The sequence below is a fragment of the Sphingomonas sp. SphC10 genome, assembly GCF_057004845.1.
In genome coordinates, this window is sequence record NZ_CM168044.1 from 701,964 (window position 1) to 726,124 (window position 24,161).

The following is a 24,161-nucleotide window of genomic DNA, read 5'->3' on the forward strand; positions in this document are numbered from 1 at the left end:
CATGGCGACGATCACGACCCCTGACCTGAAGGACCCCGGCCTCTATGAGGCGGGGGTTCCCTGGGACCTGTTCGCGGCGTTGCGCCGCGACGATCCGGTGCACTGGAACCCGGAGACGGATGGCGCGGGCTTCTGGTCCGTCATGCGTCATGCCGACATCGTGGAGGTATCACGCCAGCCCCTGCTATTCTCCTCGGCGCACGAGAATGGCGGGCACCGCATCTTCAACGAGAATGAAGTCGGGCTGACCGGTGCGGGCGAGTCCGCCATCGGTATCCCCTTCATCTCGCGCGATCCGCCGATCCACACCCGCTATCGCAAGTTCATCATGCCCGCGCTGTCGCCGGGCCGGCTGGGCGATATCGAAACGCGTATCCGCGAGCGGGCGACGAAGCTGATCGATGCGATCCCGCTGAACGAAGCGGTGAACGTCGTGCCGCTATTGTCGGCTCCACTGCCACTGATGACGCTGGCCGAACTGCTTGGCGTGTCGATCGACCTCTGGCCCAAGCTCTACGACTGGACCAATGCGTTTGTCGGCGAGGACGATCCAGAGTTCCGCCAGAGTCCCGAGGCGATGGCGGCTACGCTGGGCGAGTTCTTCGCCTTCGGGCAGGAACTGTTCGAGGCGCGGCGTGCGGAGCCGACCTCCGACATTGCCTCGCTGCTCGCCAATGCGGAGATCGACGGGCAACCGGTGCCGTTCCGCGACTTCATCGGCAACCTGATCCTGGTGCTGGTCGGTGGCAACGAGACGACGCGCAACTCGCTGAGCCACAGCATCGTCGCTCTATCGGAGAATCCGGACCAGTGGGAGGCCATCCGCCAGAACCGCGACGTGCTGAAGACCGCGACGCCGGAGATGGTCCGCTATGCCAGCCCGGTCATGCATATGCGCCGTACCGCGATGGAGGATACGGTCGTCGGTGGCCAACGTATCGCCAAGGGCGACAAGGTCGTCCTCTGGTACATTTCCGCCAATCGCGACGAGACGGTGTTTCCCGAGGCCGACCGCTTCCTCGTCACCCGCAAGGGCGCTCAGCATGTCGGTTTCGGGTCGGGACAGCATGTCTGCGTCGGCTCGCGGCTGGCGGAAATGCAGCTGCGGGTCGCGTTCGACTTGCTGGCGGATCGTGTTACATCTTTCGACGTGCAAGCACCGCCGCGACGGTTCCGGTCGAACTTCATCAACGGCCTTAAGAACCTCGACGTCATCATGCGGGCTGTATGAGGAGAGATGGACGTGGCAGAGCTTTCGCCCAGCAATGAGAAGATCATCGCCAACACGCTCGGCCGCGCGCCGGATCGCAGCGTCAATCTGGGCTCATGGCAGTTCGCCCGGTGGCGGCAGTTCATCGGCAGTTATGAATTACCCGCTCTCGTCGATCCCGTCTTCGTCGTGCATGTCGGTGGCAAGCCCGACACGCGGCTGTGGGAAGCCGACCAGTGGAGCCATTCCCGCTCCATTCCGGGATGCGCCACCATCGTGCCCGCCGGGTGCAGCACCGGCTGGCGGATCGACGGGGAACTGGACGTCGTCACCGTCTCGGTCCCTATGGATCAATTGCAGGACCAGCGCGCGGTTGCGCGGTTTCGAGAGATGCGCTTCGCCTTTGCCGATCCGCTGGGCATCGCGCTGACGCGGCAGATCCTCAGCGAACTCTATGCCGCGCAGACGGTCGAGCGAACCGCCTATATCGGCACGCTGCTCGACGCGCTGAAGATGCACACGTTGCGCAGCTCGCCGCCGAGCGGCGAGGGAGCGTTTCCCAGCGCTGACTTCTCTGCCTATCGCATCCACCAGATCATGAACGACATTCTCGGGCGGCCCGAGGAGGATCACAGCCTGGAAGCCTTGGCCGCGCAGGCGGGGCTGACGCCCTCGCATTTCTGCCGCGTGTTCAAGCGGGCGACGGGCGTGACGCCGCACCAATATGTGATGAAAGCCCGGCTGGATCGCGCCCGCGACCTGCTGGGCCAGTCCGACCTTTCCATCGCGCAGGTGGCGGAGATGACCGGTTTCACCAGCCAGAGCCACTTCACCCGTGCCTTTCGCCAATATGCCGGGGACACGCCCAGCGGCTGGCGCCACACCCTTCAATAGATCGAGGTCATTCATGCAGACCATTGCCGCCGTCGCCCGCGAACCCAAGGGCGATTTTACCCTGGAGACCGTCGAGATCGAGGAGCCACGCGCGGGTGAGGTCCGAGTCAGGATCGCCGGGGTGGGACTTTGTCACACCGACCTGATCTTTCGCGACCAGTTCGTGCCCTATCCGCTGCCCGCCGTGCTCGGCCATGAGGGCGCGGGGGTGATCGAGGCGCTGGGACCGGGTGTCGAGGGGCTGGCGGTCGGCGATGCCGTGGTGTTGGGTTTTTCTAGTTGCGGGCACTGTGCGCAGTGCGGCGAGCGTCTGCCCAGCTACTGCCGGGAGTTCCCGCCGCTCAACTATGCGGGAATGCGGCTGGAGGATGGGTCGAAGGCCTATTGCAAGGACGGCGAGGCGATCTCGTCGCACTTTTTCGGCCAATCGAGCTTCGCCGCCCATGCGATCGTTCGGGCGGGCAATGTCGTGAAGGTCGAGGATACGGCCGCTCCGCTCGCGATCCTGGGGCCGCTGGGTTGTGGATTCCAGACCGGGGCGGGGGGTGTGATGCGCTCGATGGCGTGCCATGCGGGATCGTCGATCGTGATCGTCGGCGGCGGACCGGTCGGGCTGGCGGCTGTGATGGGGGCAAAGATCCGGGACTGCGCGACGATTATCCTGGTCGAGCCGGTTGAGAAGCGCCGCGACCTGGGGCTCGAACTGGGCGCGACCCATGTGATCGACCCGATGGCGGGCGACGTGACCGCCGCCATCCGCGAGATCGTGGCTGACGGCGTGGACTATGCGTTCGACACCAGCGGCCGTGTCGAGATGATGGAGGCGGTGCTGGCCGCGCTGACCCCGCGCGGGATGCTCGGGCTGGTCGGCGTGCCGGGCAAGGCGGACGCGGCGCTGACCATCAACATCGCGGGCATGATCACCTATGGCCAGCGGGTTGTCGGCATCATGGAAGGCGACAGCGATCCACAGAGCTTCATTCCCGAGCTGATCGCCGCGCACCGCGACGGGAAGTTCCCCTTCGACAAGCTGGTCCGGACCTTCCCGCTGACCGATATCAACGCGGCGATCGATGCGCAGAAGCGCGGCGATTGCGTCAAGGTGGTGCTGATCCCGTGAGCGCCGGGCATTTCGACGTGCTGATCGTCGGTGGCGGTCATGCAGGCGCGCAGGCGGCGGTTGCGCTGCGGCAAGAAAAGTTCGCGGGTTCCGTCGCGATCTTGGGGGCCGAGCCGCACCCACCTTATGAGCGTCCGCCCTTGTCCAAGGAATATCTGGCGGGCGTCAAATCCTTCGAACGCATCCTCATCCGACCCGAGACGTTCTGGGCCGAGCGCGCTGTCTCGCTTCTGCTCGGTGAGACGGTCGTGACGGTCGATCCCGTCGCCAGGTCGGTGCAGACCGGGGCCGGACAGACTATCGGCTATGGCGAATTGATCTGGGCGACCGGGGGCGAGCCCCGTCGCCTGACCTGTGCCGGGCATGATCTGGCAGGCATCCACGCCGTCCGGACCCGCGCCGATGTCGACCGGCTGCTCGGCGAGCTGGATGCGGCCGAGCGGATCGTCGTGATCGGCGGCGGCTATATCGGGCTGGAGGCTTCGGCCGCGCTGTCGAAGTTTGGGAAGAGCGTGACGTTGGTCGAGGCGCAGGATCGGGTGCTGGCGCGCGTCGCGGGCGAGCCGCTGTCCCGCTTTTACGAGGCGGAGCACCGGGCGCATGGCGTGACGCTGATGCTGGGTGTCGGCGTTTCCTGCATCGAGGGCGGGGGCCGGGTGACCGGCGTTCGGCTTGAGAATGGCGCGTTGCTGCCCGCCGACATGGTCATCGTGGGCATCGGCATCGTCCCAGCCGTCGAACCGTTGGTACAGGCGGGGGCGGAGGCGGGCAATGGCGTGATCGTTGACGGCTTCTGCCGGACCAGCCTGCCGCATATCTACGCCATCGGCGACTGTGCCGCCCATGCCAATCGCTATGCCGATGGCGCTGTGATCCGGTTGGAGTCGGTGCAAAATGCCAATGACCAGGCGGTGACGGCGGCGCGCGATATCGTCGGGCGGCCGGTGGCCTATGAAGCGGTGCCATGGTTCTGGTCCAATCAATATGACCTGAAGCTGCAGACCATAGGCCTATCGGCGGGGCATGACGCGGCGGTATTGCGCGGCGATCCGGCGGCGCGGAGTTTCTCGGTCGTCTATCTACGGCAGGGGCGGGTCATCGCCATCGATGCCGTCAACGCGGTCAAGGATTATGTCCAGGGCCGCGCCCTGGTTCAGGCGGGCGCGGCGATCGCGCCGGATGCGCTCGCCGATACGACCCGGTCGCTGAAAGACCTCCTCTCAGCCTGACGCGGCATAGCGGTCGCGCAGCAGCCGCTTGAACAGCTTGCCGGTCGGTTCGCGGGGCAGTTCGTCCAGAAACGCGAACCGGCGCGGCGTCTTCACCCCGCCCAGTTCCTGCCGGGCAAAACACTGGAGTTCTTCCGCCAGCGTCTCGTCACCTGTGATCCCGGCGGCGGGCTGGACGATCGCCATCACCGTCTCGCCCATCTCCTCGCACGGCACCCCAATTACCGCCGCGTCGACGACCTTGGGGTGGGTGACGAGCAGATTTTCAATCTCCTGCGGATAAATGTTCACCCCGCCGGATATGATCATGAAGCTCTTGCGGTCCGACAGGTACAGATAACCGTCCTCGTCGACCCGCCCGATATCGCCCAGCGTTGCCCAGCCCTGCGCATTATGGGCATCGGCGGTCTTGGCGGGATCGTTGAGATAGGCGAATTGGGGGCCATCGCTGAAATAGACATTGCCCGTCTCGCCCGCCGTCAGTTCGAGGCCCCGGTCGTCCAGTATGTGAAGCTTGCCAAGCACCGCGCGACCGACCGATCCCGGCCGTTGCAGCCATTCCTCGCTGCTCAGCGCAGTGATGCCGCAACATTCGGTGCCCGAATAATATTCGTGCACGATGGGCCCCAGCCAGTCGATCATCGCCCGCTTGACCGGCACCGGGCAGGGCGCGGCGGCATGGATGACCGCGCGCAGCGAGGACAGGTCATGGCCCAGTCGCTCGGCATCGGGCAGTTTCAGCATCCGTACGAAATGCGTCGGCACGAAGGTGGCGTGGGTGACGCGGTGACGCTCGACCAGCGCCAGGGCGGTTCCCGGCTCGAACCGCTCCATGACGACCACCGTCCCGCCCAGCTGCTGCGCCGCCATCGCCCAGCGCAAGGGCGCGGCGTGATAGAGCGGCGAGCTGGACAGATAGACCATGTCCGGCCCCATGCCGTACAGCGCCTGTCCCATTCGCATCAGCGGCGTCGACGCATCGATCGGCCCCGTCGGGAGCGGCGGCATCACGCCCTTGGGCCGCCCGGTGGTTCCCGAGGAATAGAGCAAGTCGGTACCAGCACTTTCGTCCGCGATCGGCGTTTCGGGATAGCCCCCGGCGGCCCGGCTCCAGTCGGCAAAGCGGGCGTCCGATCCCGTCCAGCGATAGGTCAGTAGCGTTGGGATGGCCGCGACAGCCTCGCGCGCCAGATCGGCGTAGGCGGGCGATACGACCAGTAGCCTGGCCCCGGAGTCGCGCAGGATATAGGCCATGTCGCGCGCGCTGAGCTTGCAGGAGATCGCGGTCTGGTACAGCCCCGACCGCTGCGCTGCCCAGCCCAGGATGAAGGCTTCGGCTGCATTGGCGAAGACGGTGGCGACGACATCGCCACGCTTCAGCCCGAGCGCTCGCAACAGATGGGCGCTCTGGTTCGACCGGGCGTCGAGTTCGGCAAAGCTGATCGATTCGCCGGTCCCGCCCATGATGATGGCGGGCTTGTCGGGATGGCGTGCGGCATGATTTGCCGGATGCATCGGGCCTCTCCTTATATCTTATGGCGCCATGCGAACCACGGGGTCGCCCCGCGCGGCAACGGGCGCGCAAGAAATGTGAAAAAGCACGGCGATGCCGGACAAAGCCTGTCGCGGCATTGTCGGCTATCCATGGGGCAACAGGCATCCCGGCGAACGGGAGCATGGGAGAGGCCCTTTGGTTCTGAACGACGAACAGGTCGCGATCCGCGACGCCGTCCGTGACTTCGCCCAGGAGCGCATCCGCCCCCAGGCGGCGGCGTTCGAGGCGTCAGGCGGCTATCCTCCCGCGTTATTCCGTGAACTGGGCGAGCTGGGCCTGATGGGCATGACTGCACCCGCCGACCTGGGCGGGGCAGGGGCCGATTATGTGTCCTACGCGCTGGCGTTGATCGAACTGGCCGCTGCCGACGGGGCGCTGTCCACCATCGTGTCGATCCAGAATTCGATCATGGTCAACGGCCTGATCGCCTTCGGATCGACCGTGCAGAAGGAGCGCTGGTTGCCCGGTCTGGTCAGCGGCGCCGCAATCGGCGCTTTCGCCCTGACAGAGGCGGATGCCGGGTCCGACGCCGCCGCGATCCGCACCCGCGCCCAGCGGACCGACGATGGCTGGCGGATCGACGGGGCCAAGCAGTTCATCACGTCCGGCAAGATTGCTTCGGTCGCGATGGTGATCGCGGTCACCGACCCGGCGGCGGGGCGCAAGGGCATGTCGGCTTTCCTCGTGCCCACGGACGCCCCCGGCTATGGCGTCGACAAGGTCGAGCACAAGCTCGGGCAGGGGGCCTCCGACACCTGCGGCTTGCGCTTCGAGGATTGTCGGGTCGGTGCCGACGCCCTGTTCGGCGAGGAAGGGCGCGGCTATGCGATGGCGCTCGCCAACCTGGAATCCGGGCGGATCGGCATCGCGGCCCAGTCGGTCGGCATGGCGCAGGGCGCGCTGGACATCGCCATCGCCTATGCCCGTGATCGCCGGAGCTTCGGCAAGCCGATCATCGAGCATCAGGCGGTCGGCTTCCGTCTGGCCGACCTCGCCACCCGGCTGGAGGGCGCGCGCCAGATGGTGCTGCATGCCGCCGCACTGAAGGACGCGGGGCTCCCCGCTTTGCAGGCCGCATCCATGGCGAAGCTCTTCGCGTCCGAAACTGCCGAGGCGGTGGTGTCGGGCGCGATCCAGACACTGGGCGGCTATGGCTATCTGGAGGAGTTCGGGCTCGCCAAAATCTATCGCGATGTCCGCGTCTGCCAGATTTACGAGGGCACGTCCGACATACAGCGGATGGTGATCGCGCGGGGACTGGGAAACCATCATGGTTGATCCCATCGTCATTCTGGGCAGCGCCCGGACGCCGATGGGCGGGTTCCAGGGCATCTTCGCCACACTGACCGCGGTCGAGCTGGGCGCAGTCGCGGTGTCCGCAGCGGTGGAACGCGCTGGTGTCTCGCCGGACTTGATCGAGCGCATCATCATGGGCTGCGTCCTGCCCGCCGGGCTGGGCCAGGCACCCGCCAGGCAGGCGGCGCTCAAGGCGGGCCTGCCGCAATCGGTCGAGGCGACGACGGTCAACAAGATGTGCGGATCGGGGATGCAGGCGGTCATCATGGCGGCCGAAGCAATCGCCGCCGGATCGGCGCGGATCGTCGTGGCTGGCGGCATGGAAAGCATGACCGGCGCCCCCTTCCTGCTGCCCAAGCATCGCGGCGGCGCGCGGATCGGCCATGATCGTGTGATCGACTCGATGATGATGGATGGGCTGGAGGACGCCTATGATCGCGGCAAGCCGATGGGAGCTTTTGCCGAGGACTCGGCTCGAACCTATGGCCTGACCCGCGACGCGCAGGACGCCTATGCCCTCGAAAGCCTGGCGCGGGCGCAGGCGGCGATAGAGCAGGGCGCGTTCGTCGAAGAAATTGCGGCGGTTCCGGTGACGGGCCGCGGCGGCACGGTGCTGGTCGATCGCGACGAACAGCCGGGCAACGCCCGCCCCGACAAGATACCGGGTCTGCGTCCCGCCTTCGCGGCCGATGGGACGATCACGGCGGCCAGTTCCGCTTCGATTTCGGACGGCGCCGCCGCGCTGGTTCTGGCCCCGCTCAGCGTTACGGCGCGCAAAGGACTGATCCCACAGGCGCGGATCGTCGCCGCCGCCGCCCATGCGCACGCACCGGCGCTGTTCACCACCGCGCCCGTCTTCGCGATCCGCAAGGTGCTGGAGCGGGCGGGCTGGGGTGTTGCCGATGTCGATCTGTTCGAAGTCAACGAAGCCTTCGCCGCCGTCGCGATGATCGCGATGCACGATCTGTGCATCCCCCGCGACCGGATGAACGTGAACGGCGGCGCGACGGCACTGGGCCATCCCATCGGTGCCAGCGGTGCGCGGATCATCGTCACGCTGATCGCCGCGCTCCGAGCACGGGGGCTGCGGCGCGGCGTGGCGGCTTTGTGCATCGGCGGCGGCGAGGCGACGGCCATCGCCATCGAAATCATCTGATAGGAAAAGGACAGCATCATGGACATCCAGGGCGTCGCAGCCATCGTGACGGGAGGCGCATCGGGGCTGGGCGGTGGCACGGCCGAGCGGCTGGCGCGGGCGGGAGCGAAGGTGACCATCTTCGACCTGAACGCCGATCTGGGCACGACGCTGGTCCAGCAGATCGGCGGTCATTTCGTGCGGGTCGACGTGACCGACGAAGTCGCCGTCGCCTCTGCGATCCAGGAAGCCGAAGGACTGCATGGCAAGGCGCGCATCCTGGTCAATTGCGCCGGGATCGGCCCGCCGGCCAAGGTCATCGACCGGGAGGGGCAGCCTTTGCCGCTGGCCGCCTTCTCGAAAATCGTGACGATCAACCTGGTCGGTACTTTCAACGTCCTGTCGAAATTCGCTGCCGCGCTGCACGCAGCCGATCCACTGGGCGAAGAGCGGGGCGTCGTCATCAACACCGCCTCGGTCGCGGCCTATGACGGGCAGATCGGGCAGGCGGCCTATTCGGCGTCCAAGGGCGGCGTGGTCGGCATGACCTTGCCGATCGCGCGCGAGCTGGCGCGTTATGGCATCCGGGTGATGACGATCGCGCCGGGCATCTTCATGACCCCCCTGCTCGCCACCCTGCCGCAGGAGGCCCAGGACTCGCTGGGCGCGCAGGTGCCGTTCCCGTCGCGGCTCGGCCAGCCCGACGAATTCGCACAACTGGTCGAGGCGATCGTCACCAACCCGATGCTGAACGGCGAGACGATCCGTATCGACGGGTCGATCCGGATGGCACCGCGATGAGCCTGACCGGCCCCGCGCCCTCCGAACGCGCCGAGGCCATCGGCGCGGCGGTGGCGGCGTTCGTTCGCGAGGTGGTCGTACCTTATGAGCGCGACTCCCGCCGCGACGCGCATGGCCCCTCCGACGATCTCGTTATCGAGATGCGGGCCAAGGCGCGGGCCGCGGGCGTCCTTACTCCGCATATCCTGGCGGATGGCGAGCATCTGACCCAGCGCGAAACCGCCTATGTGCTGCGCCAGTCGGGCCTGTCGCCGCTGGGGCCGCTGGCGGTCAACACCGCCGCCCCGGACGAGGGCAATATGTACCTGCTCGGCAAGGTCGGCAGCGCTGAGCAGAAGCTACGCTTCCTCGATCCGCTGGTCCGGGGTGAAGCGCGCTCGGCCTTCTTCATGACCGAACCGGCGGAGGAGGGCGGGGCGGGCTCCGACCCGTCAATGATGCGGACCCGCGCTGTCCTCGACGGCAATCACTGGGTCGTGAACGGGCGCAAGGCGTTCATCACCGGCGCGCAAGGTGCGCAAGTCGGCATCGTCATGGCGAAGTCTGATGACGGGGCCTGCATGTTCCTGGTCGATTTGCCCGACCCGGCCATCACGGTCGAACGGGTGCTGGATACGATCGACACCTCCATGCCCGGCGGCCATGCGGTCGTGCGCATCGAGAACCTTCGCATCCCCGCCGACCAGATGCTGGGTCAAAGTGGCGAGGGGTTCAAATACGCCCAGATCCGCCTCGCTCCGGCGCGCCTGTCGCACTGTATGCGCTGGCTGGGGGCCTGCCTGCGGGCGAACGAGATCGCGACCGATTATGCCTGCCGCCGCGAGGCCTTCGGCAAGCCGATCATCGATCATGAGGGCGTCGGCTTCATGCTGGCGGACAACCGCATCGACCTGAAACAGGCCGAATTGATGATCGACTGGTGCGCGGGCGTGCTGGATGCCGGCGAAAGCGGCGGCACGGAAAGCTCGATGACGAAGGTTGCGGTGTCCGAGGCGCTGATGCGCGTCGCCGACCGCTGCGTCCAGGTGATGGGCGGTACCGGCGTGACCGGCGACACGATCGTCGAGCAGGTGTTCCGCGAGGTGCGGGCCTTCCGCATCTATGACGGCCCGACCGAGGTCCACAAATGGAGCCTCGCCAAGACAATCAAGCGGGATTGGAGAGCCGCACAGTGACCCATCGCTATATCACCGTCGAGCGGGAAGGCCGTCTGACGATCGTGACGATCAATCGGCCGGAGGCGCACAATGCCCTGAACGCCGCCGCGCATGAGGAGCTGGCGGAGGCCTTCGACGCCTTCGCTGCCGATCCCGACCAGTGGGTGGCCATCATCACCGGTGCGGGTGAGAAGGCGTTCTGCGCAGGGCATGACCTGAAGCAGCAGGCATCGGGCGGCGGCATGGAGACCCCGTCCAGTGGTTTCGGCGGGCTGACCGCGCGGTTCGACATGGCCAAGCCGGTGATCGCCGCCGTGAACGGCGTCGCGATGGGCGGCGGGTTCGAGATCGTGCTGGCGTGCGACATCGTGGTCGCCAGCACGCGCGCCGTTTTTGCGCTGCCGGAGCCGAGGGTCGGGCTGGCCGCGCTGGCGGGCGGTTTGCAACGCCTGCCCCGCACCATCGGGCTGAAGCCTGCGATGGGCATGATGCTGACCGGGCGGCGCGTAAGTGCCGAGGAAGGGCAAAGGCTGGGCTTCGTCAACGAGGTGGCGGAGGGCGATGTCCTGGCTGCCGCCCGGCGCTGGGCCGACGAGATACTGGCGTGCAGCCCCATGTCGATCCGCGCGACCAAGCAAGCGGTGCTGCGCGGACTGGACACGCCCACCGATCGGTTCCTGGGCGAGCAATGGGATTATCCGGCGATCGCGACAATGATGGCTTCGCAGGACGCCGTCGAGGGACCAGCGGCCTTTGCCGAGAAGCGGTCGCCACAGTGGAAGGGCTGCTGACCATGGCCAGTGCCCTCGATCACGTCGCCAATGCCGGAACCACGCCTGTCCGGGAAGTGCATCGCTTCGACGAAGCGGCGCTGGCGGCATGGATGGCCGAGGCCATACCCGGTTTCGATGGTCCGTTGACGGTCGAACAATTCAAGGGTGGCCAGTCCAACCCGACCTATCGCCTGTCTACGCCGAACGCCCGCTATGTCCTGCGCCGCAAGCCGCCGGGGCCGCTGGCAAAAGGCGCGCATGACGTGCTGCGCGAGGCGCGTATCCTGACCGCCTTGGCCGATACCCCGGTGCCGGTGGCGCGAGTGCAGGGCGTGTGTGCGGATGAAGGAGTGATCGGCACGCCCTTCTTCGTGATGGAGATGATCGAGGGCCGCATCTTCTGGGACGCCAGCTTCGCCGAGATCGATCGGGTCGAGCGCCCCGCCTATTTCGACGCGATGAACGCGACGATCACGGCGCTGCACGGCATTGATCCGATCGCGGTCGGGCTGGGCGATTATGGGCGGCCGGGCAATTATTTCGCGCGACAAATCGCGCGCTGGTCCGGCCAGTATCTGGACGACGCCGATGCCGGGCGAAACGAGGATATGGATGCTCTGGTCGCGTGGTTGCCCCAGCACATACCGGCGGGGGACGAGAGCAGGATCGTGCATGGCGACTTCCGCTGCGACAATCTGATCTTCCATTCCACCGAGCCGCGTATTCTGGCGGTGCTGGACTGGGAATTGTCGACGTTGGGCCATCCGCTGGCCGACTTCGCCTATCACGCGATGATGTACCGGATGCCGCCGGATATCGTAGCCGGGCTGGGCGGCGCGGACGTCGCCGCGCTGGGGCTGCCCTCCGAGCGCGATTATATCGCGGCCTATTGCGCGCGGACCGGGCGCGACGGGATCGCCGATTACGAATTCTACATCGCGTTCAATTTCTTCCGCATCGCCGCGATCTTCCATGGGATCAAGGGGCGGGTGATCCGGGGCAACGCCTCGTCCGCCCATGCCCGCGAACGTGCGGCGAGCTTTCCCCGGCTGGCGCGACTGGCTCGCGAAGCGATGGAGGCGTGTCGATGAGCAGTGTTCAGGTTCGCAAGGACGGCGGGGCCGCCTGGTTGACGCTCAACCGGCCCGAGGCGGGCAATGCGGTAGATCCGGCAATGGCGAGCGAACTAGCCGACGCTGCGCGCGAGGCGGCAGACGATCCGGCGATACGCTGCGTCGTGCTGACTGGAGCGGGACGCCTGTTCTGTGTCGGCGGCGATGTCGCCGCGATGGCGGGGGCCGGCCAAGAGGCAGGGTCTTTCCTCCGCGACCTGGCCGATACGCTGCACGGCGCGATCGTCACGCTGACGGGCATGGTCAAGCCTCTGGTCGTGCTGGTCAACGGCCCGGCGGCGGGCGCGGGGCTGAGCCTGGGGATCATGGGCGACGTCGTGCTGGCCGCGCGATCGGCGCATTTCACCGCTGCCTATACAGGGGTCGGCCTCAGTCCCGATGGCGGGATGAGTTGGCTTCTACCCCGGCTCGTCGGGCTTCGCCGGGCGCAGGCGATCATCCTCACCAATCAGCGGATCGGGGCGGAAGAGGCCGAGCGGATCGGCATGGTGACGCGGACGGTCGACGATGCCGACCTGATCCCGGAGGCCGAGGCGGTGATCGCACGTCTGATCGCCGCGCCGACTGCCGCGTTGGGTGCGGCCCGCCGCCTGCTGATCGACGGCGCAACCGCGACCCTTCGTGATCACCTCGACCGTGAGGCACAGACCATCGCCCGTGCCGGAGCCCATCCCGAAGCGCATGAGGGGATCGCCGCCTTCGTCGAACGCCGCAAACCCGTTTTTCAAGGAGCCTGATATGGCCGATGCTTATATCGTAGACGCCGTTCGCACCGCCGGGGGGCGCCGCAACGGTCGATTGTCCGGCGTCCATCCGGCCGACCTCGCGGCTTATGTCCTGAACGCGTTGGTCGACCGCAACGACCTGGACCCGGCGGCGATCGATGACGTCATCATGGGCTGCGTCACCCAGGCCGGCGAACAGGCCTTCGCCTTTGCCCGCAACGCCGTCCTCGCCTCCAAGCTGCCCGACAGCGTGCCCGCCGTCACCATCGACCGGCAATGCGGGTCGTCGCAACAGGCGGTCCAGTTCGCGGCACAGGCGATCATGTCGGGGACGCAGGACGTGGTGATCGCGGCGGGCACCGAGAGCATGAGCCGGGTGCCGATGTTCTCCAACCTCAGCTTCCACCAGCGCGAGGGCGTGGGGATCGGCCCGGTCAGCCCCAGCATCGCCGAGCGGTTCGGCGTAAAGGAGTTCAGCCAGTTCGCCGGTGCCGAGATGCTGGCGCGCAAACATGGCTTCGACCGCGAGAGGCTCGACCTCTTCGCGCTGGAAAGTCACCGCCGCGCCGCCGCCGCGACCGACGCAGGAGCATTCGCGAACGAGATCGTGCCGGTGCTGGTGGATGGTGGACCGCATGTCCGCGACGAGGGCATCCGCTATGACGCAACGCTGGAGAGCATCGGTTCGGTCAAGCTGTTGCAGGAGGGCGGCGTGATCTCGGCCGCCAATGCCAGCCAGATCTGCGACGGCGCTAGCGGGGTGCTGGTGGTCAGCGAGCGGGCGCTGAAGGCGCACAGCCTGACCCCGATCGCGCGGATCGTCGACATGACGGTGACGGCGGGCGATCCCATCATCATGCTGGAGGAGCCGCTGTTCGCCACCGACAAGGCGTTGAAGAAAAGCGGCCTGTCGATCGGCGATATCGACCTGTACGAGGTGAACGAGGCGTTCGCACCCGTCCCGCTCGCCTGGCTCAAGCATGTCGGTGGGGATCCCGCCCGGCTGAACGTGAATGGCGGCGCGATCGCACTCGGCCACCCACTCGGCGCAAGCGGCACCAAGCTGATGGCCACGCTGGTCCACGCCTTGCGCGCACGGGGCAAGCGCTATGGCCTTCAGACCATGTGCGAGGGCGGCGGTATCGCCAACGTCACCATCATCGAGGCACTGTGATGGCCCTCGCCACGCGCGTAACCCGGCTGCTTGGGATCGAACATCCCATCGTGCAGGGCGGCATGATGTGGGTCGGCCGGGCGGAGCTGGCTTCGGCCGTGTCCAATGCGGGCGGGCTGGGCATGCTGACCGCGCTGACGCAGCCGACGCCCGATGATCTGCGCCGCGAGATCGAACGCTGCCGAGGCATGACCGACAAGCCGTTCGGGGTGAACCTGACGATCCTGCCGTCGGTCACGCCGCCGCCCTATGCCGAATATCGCCGCGCGATCATCGACAGCGGGGTGCGGATCGTCGAGACGGCGGGCCATCGTCCGCAGGAGCATGTCGAGGACTTCAAGGCGCACGGCATCACGGTGATCCACAAATGCACCGCCGTCCGCCATGCCCTGTCCGCCGAGCGGATGGGCGTCGACATCATCTCGATCGACGGGTTCGAATGTGCCGGTCATCCGGGTGAGGATGATATTCCGGGTCTGATCCTGATCCCCGCCGCCGCCGACAAGGTGAAGATTCCGATGCTGGCAAGCGGCGGTTTCGCCGATGGCCGGGGGCTGGTTGCCGCGCTGACGTTGGGAGCGGAGGGCATCAATATGGGCACCCGCTTCTGCGCGACGGTCGAAGCGCCTATCCATGACGCGATCAAACAACTGATCGTCGCGAACGACGAGCGTGCGACCAACCTGATCTTTCGTCGCTTTCACAATACGGGACGTGTGGCCAAAACCAGCGTGTCCGACCAAGTCGTCGAAATTTCCGCGCGTCCCGACGCCGTGTTCGAGGATATCCGACCGTTGGTGTCCGGGGCCAAGGGGCGGACGGCGCTGGAAACCGGCGATCTGGACGCGGGGCTGGTCTGGGCCGGGCAGGTCCAGGGGCTGATCCATGACGTGCCGACATGTCGCCAGCTGATCGAGCGGATCGTCGGCGATGCGCAAAATTTGATCGCAGAGCGGTTGACCGGCTTCATGATGCAGGGGGACGCCTAATGGTAACGATCGAGGTCATTACCCGTGACGGTGATTATACCACGGTCGAGGGCGCCGCAGATGTCAGCGTCATGGAAGCGATCCGCGATGCCGGTGTCGATGAACTGCTGGCGATGTGCGGCGGGTGCTGCTCCTGCGCAACCTGCCATGTCTATGTCGAGGCGGGAGGAGTGGACCTGCCCCCGCCCGGTCCCGACGAAGACGATCTGCTCGATAGTAGCGACTATCGCACCGACCGATCCCGCCTCGCCTGCCAGCTCGCAGTTCGCAACCTGGGCACCAATTGTCGGATCCGTATCGCGCCTGAGGATTGAGGGTGGGCGCGATCTCATCCGACGCATCCCTCGCCGGACTGCGGGTCGTCGGTTTCGTCGGCATCGGCCGTGAACTCGCATGAACTTTGGTGACTTTAGGGGGGGGCATCGTAGAGGCCGATCACCGCAACAAGACAGGCTTGACGGACGGTGCGTCTGACGTCCGTCCTAGCATCGACATGACGTCGGTGACGAAGCGGACTGGCAACGCGTGACGAATGACGTCCGACCGTGACATGGGGCGGCTCGACGTGCCCGTGAACTGCGCGAGCATCATGCTCACCCTCAGCTTCGGATACCAAAATCCACACGCGCCAGACTAAGCTGCCTGATCCGAACGTGTCGCGGCTGCTGCTGTGTGACGGCGATGTCTCCACCTGCCATGGTAGCTCGGGTGGGGAGGGGATTGGTACAGCCAGTCCGGTGTTATGTGGGAATACGCATACACCGCGCATGGTGGCGGTTGATGGTGTGTTGATCTGCAACCCCGGCAGCGCCGGCGCGCCGTGCTACCGGGACCGGAGCGCAACCTCGCACGTCATGGAGGCGGGCAGCCCGCTGGCGTGCTACGCCATCTTCGAACGTCGTAGCACCGGATGGGCAGCCGAAACGAACGGCGTACCCTATGACAATGAGATCGCCGCCCGCCAGGCGGAAGGCTTCGGCTTTCCGGCCTTCGCCCATGCCGCCCGGACCGGTCGTATCCCGCCCGGGTGACCCGCCGCCCCTCTGGACGGACGGTCGGGGCGGCGGGACGGTCGAGAACCGTTCCACCGAACCTGCGACCGTCAGGCGGTCCGGACCAGCGCGTCCGCCTCGTCCTGGCGGAGCTGGCCGATCTGGCCCCAGATGCTCTCGCTGCCGCCGAAGGTCATCGTGCCGAGGCAGAGTTCGGACACGAACAGGGGGCGGTCACGGACGGATAGAGCGTTTCCACCGCCCCGTATCCATGAACTTCCACCATTTCCTCTGCTAAGAATTACCTCTCGGCAAACCCAAGCCATTTTAGAAGCCTGCCAAACCCGGGGAGGGGGTGATCGCGAGGTTCATGCCGACCACCCTCGCGATCCCTTGGCATTAATGACGCGCCTAAGACGGATCCGTGCGCCTCCAGCACCGCCAGCGCCACATCCTGACGTGGCACCGAGATGGTGGAGACGCGTGCGGAGCGTCCCGCAGCGACGGACGCGACCGTCTCTAACTCACGGCTCAGCGTCGAGGGCGAAGCCTGTGACCGCTGTATCGCTGCTGGGACGAGATAGGTAATCGTGGCGCACCCATGACGAACTTGCCCATATGCCTTTCTCGAACAAGAGAATTGCATCATCAAGCCATGGGATCAAAGATGGCAAGAATGGAACGAGCGATGCGTCATGGGTTTAGCCCTTAAAAGCGAGTGCGCACCGAAATGGCGTAGTTGCGCGAGAAGAAGCGGACGTCTTGCGGCATTTCGTAAGATCCCCAGAAGCTCCGTATTCCATTGCGAGTCAGATTGGAGGCCTCCAACGCAACGGTGAGATTTTTAGTGATATCATAGTTGATGGACGCATCGAGTCGCTCGATCGGGTCGGCGAACACGTTAAGATAGGGATTGAAAAGGCTGCGATCCCGCTGGACGCGCGACCGCCAGTTATAGGCAACGCGAATATTCAAACCGTCTTTTTCGAAGAAACCTATGAGATTGTAGGTGTATTTCGAAACATTAAAATAGGGTGAGTAAGAAAAGGTCATCGTATTTGGATTTACCGGGTCGAAGCTTGGAACGCCGGTGCGGGTTATATTCAACGTTCCGTTCACTTCAGCACCGAAGGACTTCAAGATGCCGGGCAGGAAAGAGAAGAAGGTAGACACGCGCCCTTCAATGCCACGATGGCGCCCCTGTCCCAGGGCATAGGGGCGCGTGACAAGTACGGGAACGTTCGGAGACTCCGGCAAGAATTCTGGAAGGGTGCGATAGAATATGAAGCCCCGCTGATTCCACTGCCACACGGCGAGCGATGCAAGTCCCGTCGCCCCAAAATACCATTCCAATGATGCATCGTATTTCGACGTTACGATCGGCCCGAGCTGGGCATTGCCGCCCGTAGCAGTGGGTTGCAGCGTGTTTTCAAGATTGAGAAACAGCTGTGGATTCAACTGATACGACGGTGGACGTTGTACATCCCCTGTATAAGCGAGACGCAACATCAGCTTTGGCGTGAAGTGAACAATTGCATTGACGCTGGGAAGAATATCAACAAAGTTCGACTTAACCGTGACCGGTGTTTGCTCGGTAACAAGCGTTCTGTTGCCATTTACAATCTTGTATTGCGCCGTGCGCTGAATGGATCTCATATTGACCATGGAGTTGACAAGTCGTGCACCGATGTCGCCTTCGATCGGAAATAGCAGATTTACATTGTAATGTACCATGCCATATGCCGCCATGCTTCCATCGGATCCCGTAAAGAAGTCCCAAGGCTGATATGTAGGATAGTAGTTGGCCAGATCGGCATTGAGGCCCACGATTTTTGCGCGAATGGCATTCCAGCTTTGGCGGATCGACCCCGTGTCGCCAATCAGCCACTTGACGTTGGTGCCATTGGCCGCGCCCTGGAATGTTTGCCCTGCAGGCGTCAGCTTGTAATCGGGCAAGTCGGCAATCGGCAGACGGAGATTGCCATAATCGCGGCGGCCATAATTTCGGTCATATGTCCTGTTCGCATAGCGAAATCCGACTTTGATATAGTCGATGAAATTCGCGAATGTATTGACCTTGATATCGGTTTTTAGCTCCGTTTCCGCGCTATAGGTGTACTGAAGGGACTGGCCAAAGCCATCGATATATCTGTAATTGTTCGGATCCATGAGATCGACGCCAACCAATTCGATTGTTGGGCCGCCGCGAGGATCGCGATCATCGTTGAATATGATTTTGTACGACGGGTCCTTATTGAAACGAATCCAGTGATTGATATTGTCGGAGTCATTGTCCGACCTCACATAATTCGCTGAGGCGGACAGGTCGACGCGTTCATCGACATAGTTGACCTGGAAGCGTCCGTTGTAATTGCTCGTTTCATGTACAAAGGACTCGCGCCCCGGGCCTTGCGGATCGATGGAAGTCATCGTCAGCGATTTCACCAATCGGCCATCGCTGCTCAGTACGATGTCTGACAGGGTTGGCGGCGGAACGGCCGAACCCGAAGTGGTAACGGGGATATAATAGCCGCTATCCGCCCACAACATTTTCTGATTCGAGAAACCACCTTCGAGGACGAAGGAAAGTTTATCGTTGGGCTTCCACTGCGTGGAGACATTGACGGCGGCGCGCTTCGACCAGCCATCCGTTCCCGCAAAGCCGATGGCGCGCGGAACGTAGATGTTGGTCGGTGTCGTGCCTGTCGAGATGACCTGGCGGTTATCCCATACCCAATCGGGCAGGCCGTTCCATTTGATCGATTCCTGATAGCTGACGCGATTGAAGGTCCCGTTTACCGAAAAGCCCAATTTGCCGATGGGAGTCTCCGCGTTGTAGGCGACCAGCGCACTGACATACGGATTGATGCGCTTGATCTGATCGGCGTAATCGCCGCGCACGTTGATCGCGTAGGTTGCGCCGACCTTGAAGTCCGTCGGGCGCCGCATGGTCAGGTTGATGACGCCCGTCTGGCTGCCCTCGACCTGGTCGGGCGTTCGCGTCTTGTACACTTCGATGCCGGCGATGAGATCCGATGAAATATCGTTCAGGTACGTCGTGCGATCGCCGGTCGAGAAAGTGGGCGAGCCGTTGATCGTGGTCATCACGCCGTCCAGGCCACGAATTCGGACTTGCCCGCCCTCACCCCGGTCGCGGTCGATTTGCACGCCTGGTACACGGGCCAGCGCCTCTGGCACGTTCTTGTCAGGCAACTTGCCGATATCCTGCGCCAAAACGACATCGACAATCTGATGAGCCCGGCGCTTGGCGGCCCGGGCCGTACGCACGTTCTCGCCCAGGCCCGTTACGACGATGTCTCCCTCGAGTCGGCCCGATTCGTTGGAAATCTTGGGATCGCTAACATCAACATTCTTCTTTGGTTTTTTCTTATTTTTACTGGGCTTTGGCTTTTTGCCATTGGTCGCTAAATTATTGTATTCATTCTGTGATCTGTTTTGATTGGTGGGGTCTAATGACGGGATAGGAAAGCTGGCTGATGCTGCCGTGTTGGTAAGGATAACAACAGGCACAAGTATAGCCGTGCTGGTTATTAGTCGTGTTACCGATAGCATAGTCATTCCTCCCCTGTTGCAACCACTGCAACCCCCACATACTCATAAGCTACATGTCATTTAGTAGTACAATATACACTTGATCAATACATAAAATTGCAGAAAATGGGGGCGGGGCTGCTCGAAGGGAACCTTGCGACATGGGCAGGGGGGGGTGCCCGAACTTGCAAGCGAGGCCGTCGCAAACGCTCAGTGGCGCAACGCGACCGAGGGAGAGAAACATGACACATGCGACAGGAATGATTGGCGCCGAGCCAGTTTCGAAAGGTTCCAGCCGCCGGGGGGCGCTGACCGCGGTTTTGGGGGGGGGTGCTGGCGGCGAGCCTGGCGAAGCAAGCTTCCGCGCAGGTGACATCGTCTCCCGACACGGCGCAAGTGCAGTTCGCCCTCAACCTCCACTATCTACTGACGAATTTTCTTCAGGTTATGATCTATGGCGAAGGACGGCAGCTTCCTGCGGCGTTGATACGCGGCGGCGAAGGGGCGAATAGTCCCGGCGTTTCGGCGACCTCGGTCAAGCAGATCATGTTCGACGTCGAAACCCGTACGATCCAGGCCCGGCTCAACGAGATTGCGGATGAGCATTGGTTTCGTACGGAATTGCTTCGCGGTATCCTGCGTGCCGACTCGCCTGCACAGAAGCTCATCGATTATTCTTCGACCTCGTTCACGACGATGTTCCGCCTGGCGGGCGTGATTGGTCAGACCGAGACTTTCGATCCTTATGCCTCACCGAACAACGGGTTGCTGGCAGCTGATACGTTGTTGTCGGTTCAGGCGTCCGTCCTGGCTGGAATGTTGCCAAATCTGACCAACGATGTCGTGCAGGCGACGATGGTGACAATGTCCGCAACGGCGGCGTCCAACGCCACCGCAGTGCGATACATGATCCAGCAGCGGGCCGCGCAACAGCCGGACTTGCTCGTAGCGGTCGACAAACTGGCCGCCTGGCGAGACCGGGTCGATGGCACGGCGACCGCTGAAAGGCCGTTGACACCGACCGTCGGTAGCAACGGATCAGCGGTGACCCGTATCGGCCAGACCAACGCGGACGGACTTTACCTGACCCGCACGCCGCAGCAGGCCTTGAACGTGCTGTTCATGACTGCGGGTGCCGTGAGCCAGGGCGGCTTCTTCCCGACCGGCATCAACGGCATCATCGGCACCAGCGCCGCGAACTGAATGGCGTTCAGGCAGGCCGCCGCTGACGCGGCTCGCCACGCGACAGGCAATCAGCAGGGGACACATCATGGCACATCAGGACATTTCGGGCTTTGACGATACACGCCGCCGCTTTCTCCAGATGGCCGGTAGCGCCACGGCAATGGCCGGGGGACTGTCGTTCCTCTCGGCGTGCAACGACGATGTCGTCGGTGCGGAAGCCGTGGCGACGCCGACGCCTACCGGTACCGCGACATCCACGGTGCTGCCCCCGACCTATACCGCAACGGACAATGACCGCCTCAATTTCGGGCTCCAACTCCATTATCTGCTCGCCGCCTATCTGCATCGCGCGCTCGATGGCGACGCGCTTTCGGCCAGCATGACCGGCGGCGCTGGAGCAGCCGGTACGGTTTCGGGGGGGCGCCGGGTGGCATTCACCGACCTGAGCCTGCTCGCGATGATGCGGGAGGTATCGGAGGCAACCGACGCGCGAATCGCCTATCTGCGCCGCACACTGGCCGGCGCGGTCACGGCGCAACCGGCGATCAACATTGCCGGAGGCGAAGGCAGCCCGTTCCAGGCGATTGCGATAACGAAGCGCGGCACGCCGCCGCCCGCAGTCACCAGCTTCTTCGATCCCTATGCTTCCGAAAATGATTTCCTGCTGGGCGCTGTCGCATTGTCGTCGGTCGTGACTCAGGCAATCTATGATGTGACTTGGCAGCTCGCCGCGGCGTTGCGCACGGGGATGGCCGCCTTTGCCGCTGGCATCGCAGCCAGCGATGCGATCTTGCGTAACTCGCTGTTCGTACGGGCTGACGCGGACGTGCGAGTTCCGGCAGCGGGCCAAAGCAATCTCTTTGGTCGTGCGGTTGCCATGGCTCTTGGGCGTGACCAATATGACGGTCCGCGCGCGATGGAATCGGATGCTCCGGGGATCGGCGGCTTCGCGGGCGCGGATTGGGTTTACTCGAAGATCGACATCGTGAACTACAATTGGATTGCGATCCGTCGCACGCCAGAGCAGGCGCTGGGAATTCTTTACGCGTCGGCCGCCTCGGTGTCGTCCGGTGCTTTTTTTCCGGCTGGCGTCAACGGCACCATCCGGGTCAGCGGCGCAAACACATATTGATGCTGCGGCGAAAATGATGAGTTAGGTTCAGGTGATCAGCCCCGGCAGCCGGTGGATCGGGTTGACGGTTCACCGGTCTGGCTCTGACATCCGGATTGTGGCGATGTAGTCGCGGCGAAGCGTTGCCGTTTGGCCGTTGCGGGATCGATGCCTGCAGGGCATTGAGGCAGCCATCGAGCGGCGGTTCGAATTCGAAATTTCCTAACGCGGAAAGTCGCGCCTTTACCGTTCGGACTCAATCCGCTGATCGGAATTAACGACCGGCCGATGCCTGGTGTGCTGCAACGCGACCACGTACCAGGAAATGGATCGACGTCGTCTCGACGCTTGCCTTCGTTCTTGAGGCCAATATGTCGAGCTATGCGGCTACCAATCCAGGATTGTCGGGCCGGATCACGCCCGCAACACCGCAAACTTAGACGGCATTTCCCCGCGCATGGGAGCGGACCGGCGAATCTGGGCCGTGCCCGATCGGCTTGCCGTAAAATTACCGATTGTCTCGACGGAAAGGCAAGCCTGCTGCATCTTGGATGATGAGGGGAGCCGCGTGAGTTCGGATCAGCTTGTCGCCTGGGTCGGTCGTTACATTCTGCCGCATGAGCGGCAGTTGCGGATCTGGCTGCGTGCGGCGTTTCCGGCGGTCGACGTGGATGACGTGGTGCAGGAAACCTACTGCCGGATCAGCAGGCTCGACGGGTTCGCCCATATCGACGACCCACGCCGTTACTTCTTCCGCGCCGCGCGCAACGTCGTGCTGGAGCAGATCAGGCGCGAGCGGGTCGTCAGCATCGACGCGGCCAGCGGTCTGGCCGAGTTGGACAGCGCACCCGACCTGTCCCATTCGCCCGAAGAGATCGTCGCCGAGCGCCATATGCTGGCCCGGATCGAGCGCCTGATCGATGCACTGCCGGATCGTGCGCGTCAGATCTTCCGGCTGCGCAAGATCGACGGCATGGCGCAGCGCGACATCGCGATGCGGCTGCATATCCCGGAAACCGTGGTGGAAAATGACGTCGCGCGCGGCCTGAAGCGAATTCTGGACCAACTGAGCGAGGAAGAAAAGGCCGAGCTTCCGATCCGTCGTCGTCAGTCCCGGACCGCGCGCGCGATCCGCCGAGGATTGGGGGGCGGACGATGATCGACGATATCGCCTGTCGCTGGGCGGCCGCCATCGACCGGGGCTTGGATAGTGACGAGGACGCCAGGCTGGCGACCTGGTTGGAGGAGGATGGGCGGCATCGCGGGGCTCTCCTGCGCGCAAGGGCGGCGCTGGGTCTGCTCGACCGTGCTCGGGCCCTGTCGGGGCTTTCCGAAGACGATGGGTTCGAGGATGAGGGGCGTGCGCATCGCGATCGGCGGCATTGGCGGCGGTGGGGCGGCGGCGCGATGGCGGCCGCGCTGGTGGCCGGGCTAAGCCTCGGGTTCTGGCCCGACCGGGGGGAGCGCATCGATACGCGGATCGGCGAAATACGGCGCATGCCGCTCGCCGATGGATCGGTCGCGCTCGTCAACAGCGGCACGACCCTGCGCGTGGCCTTCACGCCCGCCGAGCGACATATCGATGTCAGCAAGGGCGAGGCCTGGTTCCAGGTCGCGCATAATCCGAAGCGACCATTTGTGGTGGCGAGCGGCCCCTATCGAGTCCAGGCGGTCGGCACGGCCTTCGATGTCCGGCGGGAGGGCGAAGCCGCTCGCGTGGTGGTGACGAAGGGGGTGGTGAAGATCTGGTCGGTCGACAGCACCGCGCCGCCGCGCCGTGTGGCCGCAGGCGAATGGGCGGTCCTGCATCCCGGCCGGATGGCGGTACGGGCGATGCAGCCCCAGGCGTCGGACCAGCAATTGGCGTGGCGGGAAGGGCGCATCGTGCTCGACGATATGACGCTGGGGCAGGCGGTGGTGGAGTTCAATCGCTACAACAACGACCAGCTGGAAGTCGCGCCGCCACTGGCCGGACGGCGCGTCGTGGGCTGGTTCCGCATCTATGATGTCGACGGCTTCGCGGCCGCCAGCGCGGCTATGGTCGGTGGCCGGGTCGAGCGCCGCCAGGTGCCGGGCAAAGGCGACGTGACCCGCATTATTCCCCAGTAAAATTGTTTTGAAAAATTTGAT

General features: G+C 64.3%; 21 protein-coding genes. 19 read left to right on the forward strand and 2 right to left on the reverse strand.

Annotated features, from left to right (window positions below):
• The first annotated feature begins 1 nt into the window (after nt 1).
• The 4 genes from ACWKSV_RS03230 to ACWKSV_RS03245 are packed head-to-tail and all read left to right on the forward strand — an operon-like array spanning nt 2 to nt 4,453.
• Nucleotides 2-1,231, forward strand: a complete 1,230-nt coding sequence (locus ACWKSV_RS03230) for a cytochrome P450 (protein WP_191864612.1) — start codon at nt 2-4, stop codon at nt 1,229-1,231.
• Between the two features lie 12 nt (nt 1,232-1,243).
• Entirely contained in the window at nt 1,244-2,104 is an 861-nt protein-coding gene (locus ACWKSV_RS03235; RefSeq protein WP_236696941.1) for a helix-turn-helix domain-containing protein, read from the forward strand.
• 13 nt (nt 2,105-2,117) lie between these two features.
• Nucleotides 2,118-3,224: an NAD(P)-dependent alcohol dehydrogenase gene (locus tag ACWKSV_RS03240; protein ID WP_191864613.1), complete on the forward strand. Its 1,107-nt coding sequence runs from the start codon at nt 2,118-2,120 to the stop codon at nt 3,222-3,224.
• A complete protein-coding gene (locus ACWKSV_RS03245) occupies nt 3,221-4,453 on the forward strand; it encodes an NAD(P)/FAD-dependent oxidoreductase (protein ID WP_191864614.1) in 1,233 nt (410 codons plus the stop codon). Before ACWKSV_RS03240 ends, ACWKSV_RS03245 begins: the two co-directional genes overlap by 4 nt.
• Here ACWKSV_RS03245 and ACWKSV_RS03250 read toward each other — a convergent pair.
• Nucleotides 4,445-5,968, reverse strand: a complete 1,524-nt coding sequence (locus ACWKSV_RS03250) for an acyl-CoA synthetase (protein ID WP_191864615.1) — start codon at nt 5,966-5,968, stop codon at nt 4,445-4,447. The genes ACWKSV_RS03245 and ACWKSV_RS03250 overlap by 9 nt on opposite strands.
• Before the next feature lie 175 nt (nt 5,969-6,143).
• On the opposite strand from ACWKSV_RS03250, the gene ACWKSV_RS03255 reads away from it, so the two are divergent.
• The 11 genes from ACWKSV_RS03255 to ACWKSV_RS03305 all read left to right on the forward strand — a co-directional run bounded on the left by ACWKSV_RS03255 (nt 6,144) and on the right by ACWKSV_RS03305 (nt 16,222).
• Entirely contained in the window at nt 6,144-7,286 is a 1,143-nt protein-coding gene (locus ACWKSV_RS03255; RefSeq protein WP_483666890.1) for an acyl-CoA dehydrogenase family protein, read from the forward strand.
• Nucleotides 7,279-8,460, forward strand: a complete 1,182-nt coding sequence (locus ACWKSV_RS03260) for an acetyl-CoA C-acyltransferase (RefSeq protein ID WP_191864617.1) — start codon at nt 7,279-7,281, stop codon at nt 8,458-8,460. The genes ACWKSV_RS03255 and ACWKSV_RS03260 overlap by 8 nt, the downstream gene beginning before the upstream one ends.
• A gap of 18 nt (nt 8,461-8,478) precedes the next feature.
• Nucleotides 8,479-9,240, forward strand: coding sequence for an SDR family NAD(P)-dependent oxidoreductase (locus tag ACWKSV_RS03265; protein WP_191864618.1), 762 nt, complete (start codon nt 8,479-8,481; stop codon nt 9,238-9,240).
• On the forward strand, nt 9,237-10,415 hold the full coding sequence (locus ACWKSV_RS03270) for an acyl-CoA dehydrogenase family protein (RefSeq protein ID WP_191864619.1): 1,179 nt from the start codon (nt 9,237-9,239) through the stop codon (nt 10,413-10,415). Before ACWKSV_RS03265 ends, ACWKSV_RS03270 begins: the two co-directional genes overlap by 4 nt.
• Nucleotides 10,412-11,188, forward strand: a complete 777-nt coding sequence (locus tag ACWKSV_RS03275) for an enoyl-CoA hydratase-related protein (RefSeq protein WP_191864620.1) — start codon at nt 10,412-10,414, stop codon at nt 11,186-11,188. The genes ACWKSV_RS03270 and ACWKSV_RS03275 overlap by 4 nt, the downstream gene beginning before the upstream one ends.
• 2 nt (nt 11,189-11,190) lie before the next feature.
• Nucleotides 11,191-12,261 (forward strand): phosphotransferase family protein, encoded by a 1,071-nt coding sequence (locus tag ACWKSV_RS03280; protein WP_191864621.1) that lies wholly within the window; start codon nt 11,191-11,193, stop codon nt 12,259-12,261.
• On the forward strand, nt 12,258-13,040 hold the full coding sequence (locus ACWKSV_RS03285) for an enoyl-CoA hydratase/isomerase family protein (protein ID WP_191864622.1): 783 nt from the start codon (nt 12,258-12,260) through the stop codon (nt 13,038-13,040). The genes ACWKSV_RS03280 and ACWKSV_RS03285 overlap by 4 nt, the downstream gene beginning before the upstream one ends.
• A 1-nt stretch (nt 13,041) precedes the next feature.
• The gene (locus tag ACWKSV_RS03290) at nt 13,042-14,202 is read left to right on the forward strand and encodes an acetyl-CoA C-acetyltransferase (RefSeq protein WP_191864623.1); all 1,161 of its coding nucleotides are present in this window, start codon (nt 13,042-13,044) and stop codon (nt 14,200-14,202) included.
• Complete coding sequence (locus tag ACWKSV_RS03295) at nt 14,202-15,191, forward strand: NAD(P)H-dependent flavin oxidoreductase (protein ID WP_191864624.1); 990 nt, start codon at nt 14,202-14,204, stop codon at nt 15,189-15,191. The genes ACWKSV_RS03290 and ACWKSV_RS03295 overlap by 1 nt, the downstream gene beginning before the upstream one ends.
• Nucleotides 15,191-15,505, forward strand: a complete 315-nt coding sequence (locus ACWKSV_RS03300; protein ID WP_191864625.1) for a 2Fe-2S iron-sulfur cluster-binding protein — start codon at nt 15,191-15,193, stop codon at nt 15,503-15,505. Before ACWKSV_RS03295 ends, ACWKSV_RS03300 begins: the two co-directional genes overlap by 1 nt.
• Nucleotides 15,506-15,844: 339 nt before the next feature.
• Nucleotides 15,845-16,222: a metallophosphoesterase family protein gene (locus ACWKSV_RS03305; protein ID WP_191864626.1), complete on the forward strand. Its 378-nt coding sequence runs from the start codon at nt 15,845-15,847 to the stop codon at nt 16,220-16,222.
• Nucleotides 16,223-16,891: 669 nt separating this feature from the next.
• Here ACWKSV_RS03305 and ACWKSV_RS03310 read toward each other — a convergent pair.
• Entirely contained in the window at nt 16,892-19,714 is a 2,823-nt protein-coding gene (locus ACWKSV_RS03310) for a TonB-dependent receptor (RefSeq protein ID WP_076715851.1), read from the reverse strand.
• 351 nt (nt 19,715-20,065) lie between these two features.
• Here ACWKSV_RS03310 and ACWKSV_RS03315 point away from each other — a divergent pair, with 351 nt between their 5' ends.
• From ACWKSV_RS03315 to ACWKSV_RS03330, 4 genes are all read left to right on the forward strand, one after another.
• Complete coding sequence (locus ACWKSV_RS03315) at nt 20,066-20,938, forward strand: ferritin-like domain-containing protein (RefSeq protein ID WP_076715852.1); 873 nt, start codon at nt 20,066-20,068, stop codon at nt 20,936-20,938.
• A 67-nt stretch (nt 20,939-21,005) separates the two neighbouring features.
• On the forward strand, nt 21,006-22,052 hold the full coding sequence (locus ACWKSV_RS03320) for a ferritin-like domain-containing protein (protein ID WP_076715853.1): 1,047 nt from the start codon (nt 21,006-21,008) through the stop codon (nt 22,050-22,052).
• A 463-nt stretch (nt 22,053-22,515) separates the two neighbouring features.
• Nucleotides 22,516-23,190, forward strand: coding sequence for an RNA polymerase sigma factor (locus tag ACWKSV_RS03325; RefSeq protein WP_237243322.1), 675 nt, complete (start codon nt 22,516-22,518; stop codon nt 23,188-23,190).
• Nucleotides 23,187-24,140 carry a FecR family protein gene (locus ACWKSV_RS03330; protein ID WP_076715854.1) on the forward strand — a complete coding sequence of 318 codons (954 nt, stop codon included), beginning with the start codon at nt 23,187-23,189 and terminating at the stop codon, nt 24,138-24,140. The genes ACWKSV_RS03325 and ACWKSV_RS03330 overlap by 4 nt, the downstream gene beginning before the upstream one ends.
• Nucleotides 24,141-24,161: the final 21 nt, after the last annotated feature.